This window comes from Mycolicibacterium baixiangningiae, assembly GCF_016313185.1.
GTDB classification, from domain to species: Bacteria; Actinomycetota; Actinomycetes; order Mycobacteriales; family Mycobacteriaceae; genus Mycobacterium; species Mycobacterium baixiangningiae.
Genome location: NZ_CP066218.1, coordinates 231,133 through 249,626, shown reverse-complemented (window position 1 = coordinate 249,626; position 18,494 = coordinate 231,133). Strand labels below are relative to the sequence as shown.

Sequence of the window (18,494 nt, the reverse complement as noted above, 5' to 3'; positions counted from 1 at the left end):
TCTTCCTGCACTCGGTTCCCGCCAGGACGCAGGCCCACGATGACGCCGATGAACGAGATCAACGGCGATCACGGTCGTCCCTTGTTCGAGGTTAACGTGGGTGACATACCCGAAGGAATTCGGATCTATGTCCGATGACTCACAGGAACGATTCAGAAAAGCAAATAACGCTCGTACTGATCAGTAACCGACAGTTTTCCCGGAATTCGGTTCGCTCGGGTCGGTGAATTCACCCGGCGAATTGTCGTACAGGGCGTGGCGCACCGCCTCCAGCGCGCGCACCAAGGCGGGGATCCTGCGGTCGCGCTGTGCGGCGGCGCGGGCCGTGGCGGCTGCGTGTTCCCGTAGTTCGTCGTCGATCTCGGCGATCCGGCCGGCCGCGGCGTCCGCCTCGGCCGACTCCTCGGCGGCCAACGAACCGGTCAGCGCCGCCTCGGCGGCCAGGACGCGGGTGGCGACGGCCTCCTCGGCGGCCGACCGCAACGTCGCGGTCGCCTCCACCACCCAGCGGTCCAGCACGCCGCGGTCGTGCAGCAGGCCCCGGATACCGACCACCCACACCGCCACCGCCAGCCCCGCCGCCGCGCCGGCGAGCACCCCGGCGACAGTCAGCCCCGGGTCGACACCGGTGAACAGCCGGCTCACCGCGAGCGCCACACCGAGCCCGAAGCCGGCGCCGAGCACCATCATCAGCCGGGTCTCCAGGCGGCGTGACCGCAGCGGCGGCCCCGGCAGGTCGGGCACCGGCGTCGGCTGCGGAGGCGACGGCACGGGATCCACGTGCAGATCGGCCGCGACGGCGGTGAGGTGAGTGGTGACGCCTTCGTCGACCTCGGCCATCACCTCGGCGGCGCGTCGGCGCACCCCGTCTTCGAACGCCGCGAACCCGCGCCGGCCCAACCCGCCGATGTCCTCCTGCAGTTCGCTGCGCACCGACGCACACCGGTTGCGCGCGAAATACGTCAATTGCACGCGCGCCTGCTGGATCTGGCTGCGCAGCGCGATGGCGCGCTGCGACTTATCCATCCGCCTGCTACGCCGGATGTCCTCGCGTTGGGCCCGCAGTGCCGACACCCGTGCCTGCCGGTCGGCGCCCTCACCGTCGGCGCGGTAGCGCGCGATCACCTTCTCCAGCTGACTTTCCCACGCCCGCAACCGGTTTCGTCGCAGTACATCGGGGTCGAAGAGCGTGCCACCCAACACGTCGACCAGCTCGTCGACCACCGGATCACCGACCTCCGGAGCGGCCGCCACACCGACCCATGGCAACCGCGCGTATCGCTGACGGTGCGCGCCGAGCAGATCGCGGTCCGTGGCCAGCACCTCACGCCAGTCGTGGTGCGCGTCGATCTTCGTCACGACACCGACGACACAGTCGGTGTGGTCTGCCGCCAGATCGAGGAGTTCACAGTCGGATTCGGTCAGCGGGGAGACCGCCGAGACCGCGAACACCACGGCGACGGGTGCGGCGCCGACGGCCAGTTCGTCGGCCTCGACGAACGACACCTCCGGCAGCCGGGCACGCAGCACCGCCACCACGCTGCTGACCCCGGCCAGCCACGGACCGGTGACCAGCACGGAATCGCTGCTGCGCACGCCCGGCGAACTCAGCGCGGGGTCGACGGCGGCGACCACCGCGTCGGCGGCCTCGACGGGTCCCGGTTCGCCGGTCATCGGCGGCGCTCGAGCAGTCGCAACGATCCGCGGCAGATGTCGGCACCGCACGCGCGGTGCAGCGGGTTCACCGGCCCACGGCTGTAGGTGCGCCACCGCACCGCCCGGCGCAGGTGGGCGGCCGGGTCGTCAGCCGGGTCCACCTCGAGACCGGTGGCCTCCACCACGTCGACCGCCGCCGTCATCGTCGCGAGCACAGCGTCGTCGGAGGCCAGGAACTCGGCCACCTGCCGGGAGCCGGCGGCCAGCGCCTGCAGTTCGGCGAGCGCCGCGCGCACCCGGCGGTACCGCGCCGGCGCCGCGAGGGAGTCCAACCGGTCGAGGACGCGGTCGACGCCGCTGGCCTCCCGCAGCAGGGCCGGCAGGTCGCCGGGGTCGGCACCGTCGCTCAGCGCGCGCACACTGTGGGCGATGCCCGTCCGGCCGAGAAGGCGCAGCAGCCGAAGGCGCGGCTCGCGGGCCACCGGGTGGGCGCCGTCGAGGAAGGCGTCCGGTGAGCGCGGATCGGCCGGGTGGGCGACCAGGGCACGCAATGCGCCGACCGCGTCGTCGTCAAGGGTGACGTCGGCCAGCAGCGCCGCCGCGGAGACCACCGGCGCACCGGCCGCCCGTCGCAGCGCCTCCAGCGGCACCGCTCCGGTGAGGTCGGCCTTGTTGCCGACGACCAGCACCGGCACGCCGCTGCCACGCCATCGCGCCACCGAGGACCGGTCCTCCGGCTTCACCGCCTCGGCGACGACGACGACCGCGACATCGGCGGCACCGTCGGGACTGTCGGGATTGTCGGGATTGTCGGGACTGTCGACAGCGAGCCATCCGGCGCTGGTCAGGACCCGCGTGACCGTGGTCCGTCCCACCCCGGCGCGACCGCTGACGGCCACCCGCAGCGGCGCCGCCAGCCGGGCGGCGACCTCCGGCACCCCGGGGTCTCCGCACTCCTGCGCGAACCGCGTCAGCACGTCGACGGAAATGACAGGCCCTCCCTGCATCGGCCCGTCCTGGACTCGGGCCCCGGGGACATCGTGGCATCCGCCGGGGCGCCTCCCGTACGGATGTTTCACATACCAGCTGAAGGCAACTGTTGGGTATCAATCTGTACCACGATGGGGGTACCCCGCCACTGATGAGACACCATGGACGGATGCATGCGAGCGAGCCGGCCGTCGACCCGGCCGGGTCACCGGCCGCGGGCCACTCGCCGACTGAAGACGACGCCCCCGCAGCACACCAGCTCCGGCGGGTGACGAGCTTCCGGTCCCGCCGCGCGGCGCTGTCCGGCGGCCAGCAGGCCACGTGGGAACGGCTTTGGCCTGAGCTGGGCACCGAGGCCCGGGACGCCGACGGACACCCCGCCGCCCTGCTGGACACCGCGGCGTGGTTCGGCCGGTCCGCCCCACTCGTCCTGGAGATCGGCTCGGGCACCGGGACCTCGACACTGGCGATGGCGCAGGACGAACCGGACATCGACGTCATCGCTGTCGAGGTGTACCGGCGCGGCCTCGCTCAGCTGCTGACCGGCATCGACCGCGCCGGGGTGCGCAACATCAGGATGATCCGCGGCGACGGCGTCGACGTTCTCGAGTACATGATCCCCAGCGCCTCCCTGACCGGGGCGCGGGTGTTCTTCCCCGATCCGTGGCCGAAGGCGCGCCACCACAAGCGCCGGCTGCTGCAGCCGGCGACGGTGGCGATGATCGCCGACCGCTTACGGCCCGGCGGCATCCTGCACGCCGCGACCGACCATCAGGGTTACGCCGAACACATCGCGGAGGTGGGCGACGCCGAACCGCTGCTGCGCCGTGTCAGCCCCGGCGACGAGGTGCCCATCTCGGTTGAGCGCCCGGTGACCAAGTACGAGCGCAAGGCCCTGGCGGGTCCCGACATCACCGAACTGCTCTGGGAGAAGGTGCCATGAGCCTCACCGAGGACATTCCGCAGGTTGCGCCGCCGCCCCCGCCCGCAGGCCCGCCTCCCGGAACCGAGCGGGTGCTGCTGGTGTGGGACGCCCCCAACCTCGATATGGGCCTCGGCTCGATCATCGGCGGCAGGCCGACGGCGGCGCACCGGCCCCGGTTCGACGCGCTCGGCCGCTGGCTGCTCGCCCGCACGGCCGATCTGTCCGCCGGACGGCAGGATGTGGCGCTCGAACCCGAGGCGACGGTGTTCACCAACATCGCCCCGGGCAGCGCCGACGTCGTCCGGCCCTGGGTGGAGGCGCTGCGCAACGTGGGCTTCGCGGTCTTCGCCAAACCGAAGATCGACGAAGACAGCGACGTCGACGGCGACATGCTCGAGCACATCGCCCTGCGCCGCCGCGAGGGGCTGGCCGCCGTGTTGGTGGCCTCGGCGGACGGCCAGGCGTTCCGCCTACCCTTGGAAGAGATCGCCCGCGAGGGGATCCCCGTGCAGGTGCTCGGATTTCGCGAACATGCGAGCTGGGCACTAGCGTCGGATACCTTGGAGTTCGTCGATCTGGAGGACATTCCTGGTGTTTTCCGGGAACCGTTACCGCGGATCGGCTTGGATTCGCTGCCTGAGCAGGGAGCATGGCTGCAGCCGTTCCGGCCGCTGTCCGCGCTGCTGACCTCGCGTGTGTGACAACTGTGGCCACAGCGCGGTCGAAATGAATTGGTGAGGAGCTTACGTGTTCGCCTGGTGGGGTCGAAACGTATACCGATATCGGTACATCGTGATCGGTGTCATGGTCGCACTGTGCGTCGGCGGCGGTATCTACGGGATCAGTCTCGGTAACAACGTCACGCAGAGTGGTTTCTACGACGAGGGCAGCCAGTCTGTTAAGGCCTCGGTGACCGGCGACGAGGTGTACGGCCGTGACCGCACCAGCCACGTCGTCGCCATCCTGACCCCGCCGGACGGTGAGAAGGTCGACAATCCGGAGTGGCAGCGGGAAGTCGTCGGCGAACTCGACACCTTCGTCAAGGACCACCCGGATCAGGTGGTGAGCTGGGTCGGCTGGCTGCGGGCGCCCGACGCCGCCAGCGAGACCGTGCAGCAGATGAAGACCGGCGATCTGTCCAAGACGTTCGTCAGCATCCCGCTCAAAGGCGACACCGACGACGAGATCCTGAAGAACTACCAGATCGTCGAACCCGACCTGCAGCAGATCAACGGCGGCGACATCCAGCTGGCGGGCCTCAACCCACTGGCCAGCGAACTGACCGGCAGCATCGGCGAGGACCAGAAGCGCGCCGAGGTGGCCGCCATCCCACTGGTGTGCGTGGTGTTGTTCTTCGTCTTCGGCGGCGTGATCGCCGCGGCGCTCCCCGGCCTCATCGGCGGCCTCACCATCGCCGGCGCGCTGGGCATCATGCGGCTGATCGCCGAATTCATCCCCGTGCACTTCTTCGCCCAGCCGGTGGTGACGCTCATGGGCCTGGGCATCGCCGTCGACTACGGGTTGTTCATGGTCAGCCGATTCCGTGAGGAACTCGCCGAAGGTTACGACACCGAGGCGGCAGTACGCCGCACCGTGATGACATCCGGCCGCACCGTCATGTTCTCCGCGGTCATCCTGGTCGCCTCGTCCGTCCCGCTGCTGCTGTTCCCGCAGGGGTTCTTGAAGTCGATCACGTACGCGATCATCGCCTCGGTGATGCTGGCGGCGATTCTGTCGATCACCGTGCTGGCCGCCGCGCTGGCGATCCTCGGCCCCAGGGTCGACGCGCTGGGCGTCAAGACGCTGATCAAGTTCGCGCTGCCCGATCCGATCGAGGCCGACCCTGCGAACCACAAGACCAACACGTTCGCCATCGCGTCCATCCCGCTCGGGCTGCTGGTGCCGCCCGTGGGCATCGCGCTCGGCCACATCGCCCGCAAGCGCATCAAGCAGACAGGTGAGCAGGGCGCCAACTTGGCGACGATCGGCCTGATCCTCGGCTATACCGCGCTGTACGGTGCGATGGCCTACGGCGTGATCGCGCTGAAGGACAACGGCGTCATCGGCAGCGGCGTCTACTGGATGCTACTCGGCATCGTCATCTTCCTCGTGGTCGTCACCTTCGGCCTCGCCCTTGCGCGGTACGTACCGCTGGCGCGCCGCCCCATCGTGTGGTGGCTGCACTGGCTTGCGGAGAAGACGCAGAAGAACAAGACGCGCGCAGAGGTGGAGAACGGCTTCTGGGGCAAGCTCGTCACCCGGGTGATGAAGCGACCCGCGGCGTTCGCCGTGCCGATCGTCATCGTGATGATCCTGCTGATCATTCCGCTGGGACAGCTCTCCCTGGGTGGCATCAGCGAGAAGTACCTGCCACCGGACAACTCGGTTCGTTCGGCGCAGGAGGACTTCGACCGCAGCTTCCCCGGCTTCCGCACCGAACCGCTGACGCTGGTACTCAAGAGCGACAACGGCGAGCCGATCACCGATCAGCAGCTCGCGGACATGCGCGCCAAGGCCATGACGATCAACGGGTTCATCGACCCGGACAACGATCCGTCGAAGATGTGGCAGGAGCGCTCGGTCCAGGAGGGCGGCTCGGAGGACCCGTCGGTGCGGGTGATCCAGAACGGTCTGGAGAACCGCAACGAGGCGGCGGCGAAGATCGACCAGCTGCGCGACCTGTCCCCACCGCGCGGGGTCAGCGTGTGGGTCGGCGGCACACCGGCGCTCGAACAGGACAGCATCCACAGCCTGTTCGACAAGCTGCCGTTGATGGTCGCCATCCTGATCGTCACCACGACGATCCTGATGTTCCTGGCGTTCGGCTCACTGGTGCTGCCGATCAAGGCCGCGCTGATGAGCGCCCTCACGCTGGGTTCGACGATGGGCATCCTGACGTGGATGTTCGTCGAGGGGCACGGCTCCGGGCTGATGAACTACACGCCGCAGCCGCTGATGGCACCGATGATCGGTCTGATCATCGCGGTCATCTGGGGTCTGTCGACCGACTACGAGGTGTTCCTGGTGTCCCGCATGGTGGAGGCCAGGGCCCGCGGACTGTCCACGGCCGAGGCCATCCGGGTCGGCACGGCCACCACGGGCCGCCTGATCACCGGTGCCGCACTGGTGCTGGCCGTCGTCGCCGGAGCATTCGTGTTCTCCGATCTGGTGATGATGAAGTACCTGGCCTTCGGCCTGCTCCTCGCGCTGCTGCTGGACGCGACGATCATCCGGATGTTCCTGGTGCCGGCAGTCATGAAGATGTTGGGCGACGACTGCTGGTGGGCACCGCGCTGGATGAAGCGGATCCAGGAACGGCTCGGCCTCGGCGAGACCGAACTGCCCGACGAGCGCAAGCGCCCGCTGGTCCGCGACCCCGCCGACGATCAGGCGCTGGTCGGCGCCGGCGCCCCGGTGCCGCAGCGGCCGCGGCCGCCGCACGACCCGACCCACCCCGGTGTCGAGGGCCGCGTCGGCCCCACCCGCATTCCGCCGGGCCCGCCCCGGCTGAACGGCCCCTCGGTCGCGGGGACAACCCGGATCCCGACCAACCGGCCCGGTCCCGCGCAGGAACCGCCGACCACCCGGCTGTCGGTGGCGAAGAACGCGGTGCGGGGTGCGGTCAACACCGCGACCACGCAGCGCACGCCGCGGCCCACCGGGCCGGGGCCGAAGCGCGAAGAGCGCGAGATCGAGTCGTGGCTCGGCGAACTGCGTGGCGGTCCGTCCGGTTCCGGCGGCCAGCCCCCGCGCCCACCGCAGCCGTCGGCCGAACCGACGACGGCCATGCGGGCCGGGGCGCCGCAGCCCGAACCCGAGGGCAACGAGCCGACGACGGCGATCCCGGTGCAGCGTCCGCCTCAGCCGCAGCCGCCTCAGCAGCCCGAGGGTGACGCGACGACAAAGATCCCGGCCCAGAAGGATCCAGCCCAGAAGGATCCAAACCAGAAGGATCCGGAGTCGACCGAGAAGCTCAACACCCCGGAGGATCCGAAGCGCCGCGGTGGTGGCATGAGCGCCGCCGACCTGCTGCGCCGAGAGGGCCGGATGTAGGAGCGCGCAGCCGTAGCGCGCCTCGTCAGCTGTTCGAGGAATAACCGTGTCCATGAACATTGCTCCACCGATCAAGGTTCCCTCGTGGAAGGCACTTCATTGGTCGGCAGTCATGACACACCGGGGCTGACGGGCGTCGGCGAATCCTCCGTCCTGGAGGTCCACCGTGACAGTCCGTTCGACGGGTTCGTGACGGTGCAGGAGCCGCTTCCCACCGGCCTGACGGGAAACGTGGTCCTGGCCGTCGAACGGTTCAGCCTTGCCGCCAACAATCTCACCTACGTCATCGTCAACGACGTGCTGCGGACTCTGGACGCCTTCCCGTCACCGAAGCCGGACCGCGGGCGGGTACCGGTATGGGGGATCGCCGAAGTCATCGCCGCCGACCCGTCGGTGGCCACCGTCGGTACCCGCGTCGGGGGCTTCCTCCCGATGGCAACACATGCGGAGGTGCGACTCACCTCGACCGAGACCGGCTTGTTGTCGATCGATGAGCAGCGCGTCGGCATGCTCCCGATCTACCGTCGACTCACCCCCGTCGTCAGCGATCCTCGATCGATCGAGGCAGACATCGAGACGGTGCTGCTGGCCGTTCATCCCTTCGCCGCGCTGTTGGCCGCCGACGTCACCGCCACCGGGGCGCGCACCGTGGTGGTCTCGAGCGCGTCGAGTCGCAGCGCGGCAGCGCTCAGTCGACTGCTGACCCGCGCCGGGGTCGACGTCATCGGACTGACCAGCAGCAGGCACCGCCCGGTTGCCCAGTCGCTGGCCGTCTACACCCAGGTTCTCGGCTATGACGAGGTCGACCAGATCCGCGACGGGTCCGTGTACGTGGATGTCGCGGGATCGGCGGAGGTCACCACCGCCGTACACGACCGGCTCGGCAGCCGGCTGGTGGAGAGCATCGCCGTCGGAGGTACACATCTGCGTTTACTGCCGTCGACCCCGGGGCCTGCGCTGACGCGTTTCAACACCGGTGACCGCGAAGTGGACATGGTGCGTGAACGCGGCTGGCAAGCGGTGCAAGCCATGTACGACGACGCGCGTGCGGACCTGACCACGTGGGCAGCGCGGTGGCTGCGGATCACGACGGTCAACGGATTGACCGCCACCGAACCGGTGTGGCGCGACATCGTCGCCGGGCAGTCGGATCCGCTGTCGGCGGTGGTCATTCGACCCTGACGTCACCACGGCCGCGGTGACGATTCACGTTGAGGTGGCGTACTCGACAGCCGCCGAGACTGTCGGCATACGCACGGTGAACATCGTTGTCCCCCTGTCGGATCGGGCATGAATAGAACCACCGTGTGCCTCGACGATGGACGCGGTGATCGACAGCCCCAATCCGAAACTTCCCGCCTGGCGCGATCTCGACTTGTCGGCGCGGACGAACCGCTCGAATAAGTGGGGCAGCAAGTCTTCGTCGATCCCCGTGCCATCGTCAGTCACCGTCAGCTCGACGTACGCCGTGCCGTCGTCGGCCTGTCCGGTTTCGAGGGAGGTCTCCACCGTGGTGCCCGCCGGCGTGTGCACGCGCGCGTTGGACAGCAGGTTGGCCAGCGCCTGGTGCAGCCGGGCCCGATCACCGCGCACCCACACCACGGCATCGGGCAGCGCGGTCAACCAGCGGTGTGTCGGTGCGGACACCGCCGCATCGTTGACCGCGTCGACGACGATCTGCGTGAGAGAGACCTCGGTGGCGTTGAGATCGTCGCCTTCGTCGAGCCTGGCCAACAGCAGCAGGTCGGCGACCAGTGAATTCATCCGTCGCGCCTCGGATTCGATACGTGCCAACGAGTACTCGGTGGTCTCGGGAAGCACCGAACTGTCCTGGCGCGTCAGTTCGGCGTAGCCGTGGATGGCGGCCAGCGGGGTGCGGAGTTCGTGGCTGGCATCGGTGATGAACTGGCGCATCCGTCGGTCGGATGCGGCCACGTCGGCCAGTGCTTGTTCGACGTGGTCGAGCAACCGGTTGAGCGTGTCACCGACGAGGCCGACCTCGGTGCGGGGGTCTGTGTCACCGGTGGGCACCCGGACCGCGATCGCATGGTTGTCCCGGTCGAGTGGCAGCGTCGCCACCTCCGCGGCGGTCGCGGCGACCCGGCGCAACGGGCGCAGCGCGAAGCGCACGATCGCGACGGTACTCAACGCCGTGAGCACCAGCGCGAACACCGTGATCCCGGAGATGATGCCGGTGACCCGCATCATCGCGTCCCATGCCGGTGCCCACGAAACCCCGGTCACCAGGATCTCGTCGCCGTCGCCGGGTTGACTGACCATCCGGTACCAACCCAGTCCGGGCAGTTCGACGCTGCGAGGTGCGGCGCCGGTCGACGACTCGGCAACCATCGCCGCGAGAGCCGTGGGCGGCACCGCCTGCGCCTCACCGTCGGCGAAGTGCGCCGAGTCGACGACATCCCCGCCCCGGATCATCGCCACGACGTTCCCCGGCGACTGGCCCATCACGAGCCCGAGCGGTTTCATCGTTCCCGGTGGTGGGAGCTCTCCCGTGGGCAATGGCGTGGTCCGGTACTTGGTGACCGTCTTGCCGAACCCGTCGGCCGAGGCTGCCAGTTGCGTGTCGATGACGCCGAGCACCGATGAACGCAGGGTCACCACCGACATCGCCCCGACAGTCGCCATGGCGATCATGACCACCACCGAGACACCGACCAACAGTTGCCGGAGCAGAGACCAGCTCTGCCACATACGTTTCATTCCGGTGGCCGCAACATGTATCCGACGCCGCGCACGGTGTGAATCATCGGTTGGTGGCCGGTGTCGACCTTCTTGCGCAGATACGACACATACAAGTCGACGATGCTGGACCGTCCGCCGAAGTCGTACTCCCACACCCGCCGCAGGATCTCGCTGCGGCTCAACGCCCGTCGCGGATTGCGCATCAGAAACCTGAGCAGTTCGAACTCGGTGGAGGTCAACGAGATCGGCGCGCCGCCGCGGGTCACCTCGTGGCTCGCGGCGTCGAGTGCGAGATCGCCGACCCGCAGCGATTCATTGTCGGCCGGAGTGAGGTAAGCCGTCCTTCGCAACAGTCCGCGTAGTCGGGCCACGAGTTCTTCGAGCGAGAACGGTTTGGTCATGTAGTCATCACCGCCGGCGGTCAACCCGGTGACCCGGTCGGCCACCGAATCACGCGCGGTGAGGAACAGGGTCGGGGTGTAGGTGCCGGAGTCGCGGATCTGGGCAAGCACGCCGAGCCCGTCGGTGTCGGGCAGCATGATGTCGAGCACGAGGACGTCCGGGGTGTTGGCGGTGTACTTGTCGACGGCTTCCGCGGCGTCGTGAGCGACGTCGATGTCCCAGCCCTCGTACTGCAGAGCCATCCGGACCAGGTTCGTCAAGGCGCGTTCGTCGTCGACGAGTAGGACGCGGATCGCCGATCCGTCGGCGCGGTACATCCTCGGCAGCTGGCCCAGGATTGCGCGACGGGGTCGGTGGTCGTTGACGGGCGCGGACGTCATCGCCTCATTGTCGCGCCTTCGCCGGGGCCTGTACCAGTCTTCATAGACATCTCATAGAGCTGTTTCGAGGTGTCCGACCCCGCGCTGCTCGGGGGACGGTTCGGTCAGCCCACTATCACCCGAGACGTGGCTCGCCCCGACAACTCATAGGAGATCCATATGGGTCGTCCCGGATGTCTTGGTCGGGTGAGATCTGTTCTGCGCCAGAGATATTTGCCCTACAGATCTTTGAGTTCGGTGTGAGAACGCTGCCTGCGCTCAGAGCGGTGCCTAACGTCGGACCCATGAGATCCGTAGCGACAGAAGACAGATCAAGTGACAGCACCGCCTTCGACCACGACACCGACTCACTCACAACGCGTTTCGCGATAGAAGTGATTCCACTGCGCGCCGAGTTGCTCCGCGCGGCGATGCGGATGACCAACCGCGCGTCCGATGCCGAAGACCTGGTTCAGGACACGTTCGTTAGCGCATACCGCAGTTTCGCGACCTTCAGTCCCGGCACGAACACCAGAGCGTGGATGTACCGGATTCTGAAGAACACCTGGATCAACAACCACCGAGCCGCGCAGCGGCGCCCGAGCGAAGTGCCGATCGAGGACTTCGCCGATGAGCCTGCCTTTCACAAGGCAAGCAGCACGGCGCCCGCCGAGGTGACATTTCTTGTCGCACAACCAGACTCCGAGGTGCAGTCAGCCATGGCCGCCTTGAGCGACGAGTTCAGGATGGTCGTATACCTGGCGGATGTCGAGGGCTACCCGTACGCGGTCATCGCCGACATGATGGGCACACCCCTCGGGACGGTGATGTCACGACTCCACCGGGCGCGACGACAGCTACGTGTGCTGCTCGGTGGGACGGCACGTCGTCGGCGGCTCGTCGCGGCCGCCTGAACCCGGCTAGTTGTCGTGACCCGGGAGGTTGTTGACGGCGTGCCTGCTTGAAATTGGGAGGACCTCCTGACGGAGTGGATGTGTCTGGCATTCACCCGTAGGAGGTCCTCGTGTCTCACGCTAACGCCCGTACCAACCTGTTCGCTCGTCGCCTGATCGTTGAGCGTGTCGCTGCTGGTTGGCCGCCCGCGCATGTGGCTGAACAGCTGGGTGTTTCGCGGTCAACGGTGTACAAGTGGCTACGCCGGCACGCCCAGGGCGGCGACGCGGCGCTGGCCGACCGGTCCTCGCGGCCGATCCGGATGCCCCAGCGCACCAGTAGGCGGGTCGAACAGAAAGTGCTGGCAGCTCGGCGACGCCGCAAGCGGGGCGCGGTGGTGCTCGCCGCCGAACTCGGTCTCAATCCGTCGACGGTCGGACGGATCCTGGCACGCCACGAAGTGCCCCATCTGTCTGCGATCGACCCGATCACGGGAGAGGCGGTGCGGTCATCGCGGCGCAGCGCCAACCGCTACGAACACCGCACACCCGGATCACTAGTCCATGTCGATGTCAAAAAGCTCGGCCGCATCCCTGCAGGGGGCGGGTGGCGGCTGCACGGGCGCGACGCTGCGGTCTCAGTTGCCCACAGACACAAGAAGACCAGGATCGGCTACGACTACGTCCACACCGCCATCGATGACTACACCCGGCTGGCCTACAGCGAAGTGCTGCCCGACGAGAAGGACCTGACCTGCGCCGGATTCCTGCACCGGGCGTTGGCCTGGTTCGCCGACCACGGTGTGCGTGTGCGGCGTCTACTCACCGACAACGCCCTGGTCTACCGGCGCGGCACGAACTGGGGCTGGGTGTGCTCGGCATGGCAACTCAAACGCCGATTCATCCGACCAGGTTGCCCCTGGACCAACGGCAAAGCTGAGCGATTCAACCGGACCCTGCTCACCGAATGGGCCTACGCGCGCCCCTGGTCATCCAACAGTCTGCGCACACAAGGCCTTGACCGATTCCTACGCCGCTACAACACTCAACGAGGCCACTCCGCCCTCGGCGGAAAACCACCCATCAGCCGGCTCGCCGCCTGACAACAACGTGTCAGGTCACGACAGCTAGTCGACCTTCTCCTCGACGTCGTCGGGTTCCGCCTGGATGCGGGGTCCGTCGTCGGCCTCGAGGTTCTCGACCTCGGCCTCCTGGTCGCGCGCGAGCAGCACCCGGATGGCGCTGTTGAGGAACGCCACGGCGGGCACCGCGAGCAGCGCGCCGACGATTCCGGCGAGTACACCGCCGCCGGTGATGGCCAGCACCACGGCCAGCGGGTGGATCGACACCGCGCGGCCCATCACCAGCGGCTGCAGGACGTGGCCTTCCAGTTGCTGGACAGCCAGGATCAGGCCGAGCGTGATCAGCGCGTAGACCAAACCCTTGGTCAGCAGTGCGACGATCACGGCAAGGAAACCGGTGAGCACCGCGCCGATCAGTGGGACGAACGCACCGAGGAACACCAGCGAGGCCAGTGGCAGCGCCAGCGGCACAGCCATGATCGCCAGGCCCGTACCGATGCCGATCGCGTCGACCAGCGCCACCAGGAACGTGGCCCGCACGTAGCCGATCAGCGAGTGGAACCCGGCGCGCCCGGCCCCGCGGACCCGGGTGCGCACGTCGGGCGGGAAGACCTTGGTGATGAAGTTGAAGATGTTGCGGCCACCGTGCAGCAGGAAGATCAGCGTGAACAGCACCAGCAGCGCCCCGGTGACGATCTCGGTGATGGTGCCGGCGGTCGACAACGCACCGCTGGTCAGCCGTTCCTGATTGTTGCGGACCGCCTCGATCGCGGCGTTGCCCGCGTTGTCGATCTGTTCGCGGCTCAGGTTCAGCGGACCCTCGACCAGCCACACCCGCAACCCGTCGATGCTTCGCGTGATCTGTTCACCGAGCGCCGGCATACCTTCGATGAACTGGCTGACGACGAAGGTGAGGAGGCCGCCGACGACCGCGATGCCGGTGAGCAGCACCAGCGCGACGGCACCGCCGCGCGGGGCGCCGCGGCGGTCGAGGAAGTCCACCGCCGGCATGAGCAGCGCCGCCAGCATCGTGGCCAACGCCACCGGCACGACGATGATCTCGATCTGTCCGATTACCCACAGCACCGCGAGCAGCGCACCGAAGATGATCAGCAGCCGCCACGACCACGCGGCCGCCTTCCGGACGAGCGGCGACACCGACTGATCGTCCATGAACGCACCCTCTGACATGCGACGAGCGTAACCGCCGTCACTGCCGGCCCACTCGCCGCGGCGCGCCCGTCAGGCCGGGCCGTTCCGCGGGGGCACACCGTTACTCTGTAGGGCGTGTCCCACGACGCGCCGGCGAACGACGCCAAGCGAGGACGGGCCGACCCCGAAGGATCCACCCGCGGTAAGTACTGGTGGGTCCGCTGGGTGCTCATCGCAGTCGCGGTCGTCGTGCTCAGCGTCGAAGTGGTGCTGGTCTGGGACCAGCTGGCCAAGGCCTGGAAGAGTCTCCTCTCCGCCAACTGGTGGTGGGTGCTCGCCGCCGTCGTCGCCTCCCTGGCGTCCATGCACAGCTTTGCCCAGATCCAACGGACGCTGCTGCGGTCGGCCGGTGTGCACCTGCGGCAGTGGCGGTCGGAGGCCGCGTACTACGCGGGCAACGCGCTGAGCACCACGATGCCCGGCGGCCCGGTGCTGTCGGCGACGTTCCTCTACCGGCAGCAGCGGCTGTGGGGCGCCACCCCGGTCGTGGCGTCCTGGCAGCTGGTGATGTCCGGGGTGCTGCAGGGTGTCGGTCTGGCGTTACTGGGCCTCGGCGGTGCGTTCCTGCTGGGCGCCACCAAGAACCCGCTCTCCCTGATCTTCACCCTCGGCGGATTCGCCGCACTGCTGATCCTCGCGCAGGCCGTCGCGAGCCGGCCCGAGTTGATCGACGGCATCGGCGCGCGACTGCTGGCCCGGTTCAATTCGTTGCGCAACAAGCCCGTCGACACCGGGTTGGCGAAATGGCGGGAGTTGCTGCGGCAGTTGGAGTCGGTGCAGTTGGGCCGGCGCGACCTCGGTATGGCGTTCGGGTGGTCGTTGTTCAACTGGATCGCCGACGTCGCCTGCCTGGCTTTCGCGTGTTACGCCGCAGGCGGTCACCCCTCGCTGGCCGGTCTGACCGTCGCGTACGCCGCCGCCCGCGCGGTCGGCACCATCCCGCTGACGCCCGGCGGCCTGCTGGTTGTGGAGGCGGTCCTGGTGCCGGGCCTGGTGTCGAGCGGGATGACGCTCGCTGGCGCGATCTCGGCCATGCTCATCTACCGGCTGGTCAGCTGGATCTTCCTCGCCGCCATCGGCTGGGTGGTGTTCTTCTTCATGTTCCGTACCGAGAAGGACATCGACCCGGACGCGCCGGGCAACGGCGGGAGCGACGCCGCGGAGCCGACCCGCAGCCGGCCAGCGCAGACCGCCCGCGAGGGCCTGGAGTGATGCGGTGGACACGCTGGTCGGCGGACAACCCGCGGGCCTGCAACCGGGGTTCCCCCCGCGCGACGAAACCGATGTCAGCCCCCTGTTCCTGGACGTGATGACCTATGACTGACCGCCGTACCACCGCACTCGCCCTGCTGGCCGATCTGGTCTGCGTCGTGATCTTCTGCACGATCGGGCGCCGCAGCCATGCCGAAGGACTGTCGGTCGCCGGCGTCGCCGAAACCGCATGGCCCTTCCTCACCGGCACCGCCGTCGGGTGGCTGGCCGCCCGCGCCTGGCGGCGGCCACTGTCGCTCACCCCGACCGGTGTGCTGGTGTGGGTGTGCACCGTCGCGGTCGGCATGGTGCTGCGCAAACTGAGCGGCCAGGGCGTGGCGGTCAGCTTCGTCATCGTCGCGTCACTGGTCACCGCGCTCCTGCTGCTCGGGTGGCGCGGTGCCGTAACAGCATTGCGGCACAGGCAGATTCAGAGCACCTGAGGTTCGCTGCGCTCCGGTGACGTGGACACCGTGAGCGTGGCGCGCAGCCCGCCGAGCGGGCTGCCGGACAATTCGATGGTGCCGCCGTGCAATTCGGCCTGCTGAGCGACGAGCGCCAGCCCGAGGCCCGACCCGCCGGAAGCCGCGGTGCTGCCCCGGCGGAACCGCCCGAGCACTGTCTGGTGCTCCTCGGCCGGCAGCCCGCGTCCGTCGTCGTCCACGATGATGGTGAGTCGCCCGTTGCTGCGCTGCGCGCTCAGCACCACGCGGCCGGCCGCGCCGTGGGCGATCGCATTGCGCACCAGGTTGTCGACGGCGAGGCGCAACCCGTCGGGCCACCCCCACACCGTGCCGAGATCGTCGGCGTCGACCACGATCTCGACCTGCGGCGCCGCGCGCATGTTCTCCCGGGCCACCCGGTCGAGGGTGTCGGTGACGTCGATCAGTTCCCGGTCGGCGGCTTGGGCCAGCTGACCGGACGCCAGTTGCCCCAGCGCGGTGATGATGGCCTCCACCCGGCGCTGCGCGCGCGACAGGTCCGCGACCACCTCGGCACGTTCGTCGTCCGGCAGGTCGTGGATGCGCAGCGTGTCCAGATCGGCGCGCATCGCGGTGAGCGGGGTGCGCAGCTCGTGGGCTGCGTTGGCGGCGAAGTCCTGCGCGGCCTGCAGCGAGTTGGTCGTGGCCTGCTGGGCGGCGGCGAGCCGGCGCAGCATCGCTGACATCGCCTCGGACAGTTCCTCGGCCTCCCGCGCGCCCCGCACCTCGGGCATCTCGTCGGTGCCCGTGCCGAGTTTGGAGGTCTGCTCGGTGAGCTTGCGCAGCGGCCGGATCGCGGGACCGGCGAGCAGCCACCCCAGGCCGCCGGCGATCAACACCGTCACCAGCCCCACCAGCGCGTACTCCGGGATGCGGCCGCGGCTGAGCAGGATGCTGTCGGCGCGGATGCCGATCGACACCAGCACGCCGCCCTCCTGGTCGACGGTGAGCGTGCGCACCCGGTACTCCACCCCGTTGACCTCGACGGTCTCGGTGCCCGAGGGCAGCTCCGGCAGCTGGAACCCGCGCTGGAACACCACCTCACCGGTAGAGCGGGAGCGCCCCGTCGTCAGCACACCGCGGCGCGGATCCTGCAGCTGCTCGGGGTACATGCTGGCGTCGACGATCGAATCGAGCCGGCGGTCGAGCTGGGCGGCGTCGTTGTTGGCCAGCACCACCGAGGTGAGGATCGTGAACGCCGCGACGACCGCCGACGCCGCGGCGGCCGACGCCACAGCCACCCGGGTGCGCAGCGACGCCGAGCGAAAGACGCGGGGCAACCACACGACGTCAGGGCTCGTCGCGCAGGACGTATCCGATCCCGCGCACGGTGTGGATCACCCGGGGCAGACCATCGCGTTCGAGTTTGCGCCGCAGGTAGGAGATGAACACGTCGGCGACATTGGTGTCCACGTCGAAGTCGTAACCCCACACCAGCTCGAGTAGCCGCTGGCGTGAGAGCACCACCCCGTTGTTCTCCGCGAGTACCGCGAGCAGGTCGAACTCACGCTTGGTCAGGTCCACCCGCTCCCCGTCGACGAACACCAGACGCCTCGCGGTGTCGATGGTCAACGGGCCGACCGTCATGGTGTCCGACGGGCGGTCGGAGTGGCTGGCCCGGCGCAGCAGCGCATGCAACCGTGCCACCAGTTCGCCGAGGTCGAACGGTTTGGTGAGGTAGTCGTCGGCGCCCGCCTCGAGTCCGGCGATGCGGTCGTTGACGGTGTCGCGCGCCGAGAGCACGCAGATGGGAATGTCGTTGCCGAGCGCACGCAGCGCGGTCACCACGGCGACACCGTCGAGTTCGGGCATCTGCACGTCGAGGACCAGCGCATCGTGCGATTCTGCGGAAAGCATCCGCAGCGCTTCTTTACCGTCGGCCGCGACGCGCACGTCGAAGCCTGAATGTCGGAGCCCGCGCGCGACGGACGTCCTGACGTCCGGGTCGTCATCGACCATCAGCACCGTACGACCGGTGCTGTCATGCGCTGCGTGTTCGGACTGCTCCCCGGATCCAGTCCGCACGCGGATTACGGGTTGTCTACGTCTTCAGGCGGCGTCGCCGTCCCGCAGCGGTTCTTCAGGTCCACCAGCGGCTGCCGGATGCCCGTCAGATCGGCCTTCACCTGCGGATTGGCGTTGAGGTAATCCTCCACCTTGGGCCTGATCTCATCCCGGGGCAGACCCTCGAGGCTGGTGAAGAAGTCGTTCACCGGCGGGTGGGTGAACAGGTACCCCGATGTGGACGCGGCTACCCCGGACGAAACCCCTGCGAGGTCGGCCGCGGTGCAGTTCGGGGGCGGGGGCGGCGGCGGAGCCGGCTGGGCCATCGCGGGCACCGCGCCGAACATCATCGCACCGGCAACCGCACCGGCGCCGGCGGCTCCAGCTACCACACGTCGAGCGATACGCGTAGGAAGCAACATGGACATGCTCCTTCGTCTGATCCAAGAGGCCGAAACCACAATGGTTGTCGCCACAGCACAGCT

Annotated in this window: 16 protein-coding genes; 8 read left to right on the top strand and 8 right to left on the bottom strand. The window is 68.5% G+C overall.

Annotation, left to right across the window (positions count from 1 at the left end):
* Nucleotides 1-180: 180 nt before the first annotated feature.
* Nucleotides 181-1,674: a hypothetical protein gene (locus tag I7X18_RS01220; protein ID WP_193044941.1), complete on the bottom strand. Its 1,494-nt coding sequence runs from the start codon at nt 1,672-1,674 to the stop codon at nt 181-183.
* Nucleotides 1,671-2,663, bottom strand: a complete 993-nt coding sequence (locus I7X18_RS01215; protein WP_193044942.1) for a hypothetical protein — start codon at nt 2,661-2,663, stop codon at nt 1,671-1,673. Before I7X18_RS01215 ends, I7X18_RS01220 begins: the two co-directional genes overlap by 4 nt.
* Before the next feature lie 134 nt (nt 2,664-2,797).
* Between I7X18_RS01215 and trmB the strand changes: the two genes are divergently transcribed.
* From trmB to I7X18_RS01195, 4 genes are all read left to right on the top strand, one after another.
* Nucleotides 2,798-3,589, top strand: coding sequence for a tRNA (guanosine(46)-N7)-methyltransferase TrmB (trmB, locus tag I7X18_RS01210; RefSeq protein ID WP_193044943.1), 792 nt, complete (start codon nt 2,798-2,800; stop codon nt 3,587-3,589).
* A complete protein-coding gene (locus I7X18_RS01205; RefSeq protein ID WP_193044944.1) occupies nt 3,586-4,272 on the top strand; it encodes an NYN domain-containing protein in 687 nt (228 codons plus the stop codon). Before trmB ends, I7X18_RS01205 begins: the two co-directional genes overlap by 4 nt.
* 46 nt (nt 4,273-4,318) lie before the next feature.
* Complete coding sequence (locus I7X18_RS01200) at nt 4,319-7,624, top strand: MMPL family transporter (protein ID WP_193044945.1); 3,306 nt, start codon at nt 4,319-4,321, stop codon at nt 7,622-7,624.
* Nucleotides 7,625-7,708: 84 nt separating this feature from the next.
* Entirely contained in the window at nt 7,709-8,806 is a 1,098-nt protein-coding gene (locus I7X18_RS01195) for a DUF2855 family protein (RefSeq protein ID WP_193044946.1), read from the top strand.
* Nucleotides 8,807-8,830: 24 nt separating this feature from the next.
* Here the strand turns inward: I7X18_RS01195 and I7X18_RS01190 are convergent, their stop codons facing one another.
* Together I7X18_RS01190 and I7X18_RS01185 are read right to left on the bottom strand one after the other, a co-directional pair.
* A complete protein-coding gene (locus I7X18_RS01190) occupies nt 8,831-10,342 on the bottom strand; it encodes a sensor histidine kinase (protein ID WP_193044947.1) in 1,512 nt (503 codons plus the stop codon).
* Complete coding sequence (locus tag I7X18_RS01185; RefSeq protein WP_269751289.1) at nt 10,339-11,106, bottom strand: response regulator transcription factor; 768 nt, start codon at nt 11,104-11,106, stop codon at nt 10,339-10,341. The genes I7X18_RS01190 and I7X18_RS01185 overlap by 4 nt, the downstream gene beginning before the upstream one ends.
* Nucleotides 11,107-11,345: 239 nt before the next feature.
* Here I7X18_RS01185 and I7X18_RS01180 point away from each other — a divergent pair, with 239 nt between their 5' ends.
* A complete protein-coding gene (locus I7X18_RS01180) occupies nt 11,346-11,999 on the top strand; it encodes a sigma-70 family RNA polymerase sigma factor (RefSeq protein ID WP_232375379.1) in 654 nt (217 codons plus the stop codon).
* Nucleotides 12,000-12,109: 110 nt separating this feature from the next.
* Complete coding sequence (locus tag I7X18_RS01175) at nt 12,110-13,081, top strand: IS481 family transposase (protein WP_193048679.1); 972 nt, start codon at nt 12,110-12,112, stop codon at nt 13,079-13,081.
* Between the two features lie 24 nt (nt 13,082-13,105).
* Here I7X18_RS01175 and I7X18_RS01170 read toward each other — a convergent pair whose 3' ends face one another.
* Nucleotides 13,106-14,251 carry an AI-2E family transporter gene (locus I7X18_RS01170; protein WP_193045051.1) on the bottom strand — a complete coding sequence of 382 codons (1,146 nt, stop codon included), beginning with the start codon at nt 14,249-14,251 and terminating at the stop codon, nt 13,106-13,108.
* A gap of 96 nt (nt 14,252-14,347) precedes the next feature.
* On the opposite strand from I7X18_RS01170, the gene I7X18_RS01165 reads away from it, so the two are divergent.
* Both I7X18_RS01165 and I7X18_RS01160 read left to right on the top strand, forming a co-directional pair.
* Nucleotides 14,348-15,484, top strand: coding sequence for a lysylphosphatidylglycerol synthase transmembrane domain-containing protein (locus I7X18_RS01165; protein WP_193045053.1), 1,137 nt, complete (start codon nt 14,348-14,350; stop codon nt 15,482-15,484).
* Between the two features lie 104 nt (nt 15,485-15,588).
* Nucleotides 15,589-15,966, top strand: coding sequence for a DUF3054 domain-containing protein (locus tag I7X18_RS01160; RefSeq protein WP_193045054.1), 378 nt, complete (start codon nt 15,589-15,591; stop codon nt 15,964-15,966).
* On the opposite strand, the gene I7X18_RS01155 is transcribed toward I7X18_RS01160, so the two are convergent.
* From I7X18_RS01155 to I7X18_RS01145, 3 genes are all read right to left on the bottom strand, one after another.
* Complete coding sequence (locus I7X18_RS01155) at nt 15,954-17,291, bottom strand: sensor histidine kinase (RefSeq protein ID WP_193045056.1); 1,338 nt, start codon at nt 17,289-17,291, stop codon at nt 15,954-15,956. The genes I7X18_RS01160 and I7X18_RS01155 overlap by 13 nt on opposite strands.
* A 4-nt stretch (nt 17,292-17,295) precedes the next feature.
* Complete coding sequence (locus tag I7X18_RS01150) at nt 17,296-17,964, bottom strand: response regulator transcription factor (protein WP_193045057.1); 669 nt, start codon at nt 17,962-17,964, stop codon at nt 17,296-17,298.
* 71 nt (nt 17,965-18,035) lie between these two features.
* A complete protein-coding gene (locus tag I7X18_RS01145; RefSeq protein WP_193045058.1) occupies nt 18,036-18,431 on the bottom strand; it encodes a heme-binding protein in 396 nt (131 codons plus the stop codon).
* Nucleotides 18,432-18,494: the final 63 nt, after the last annotated feature.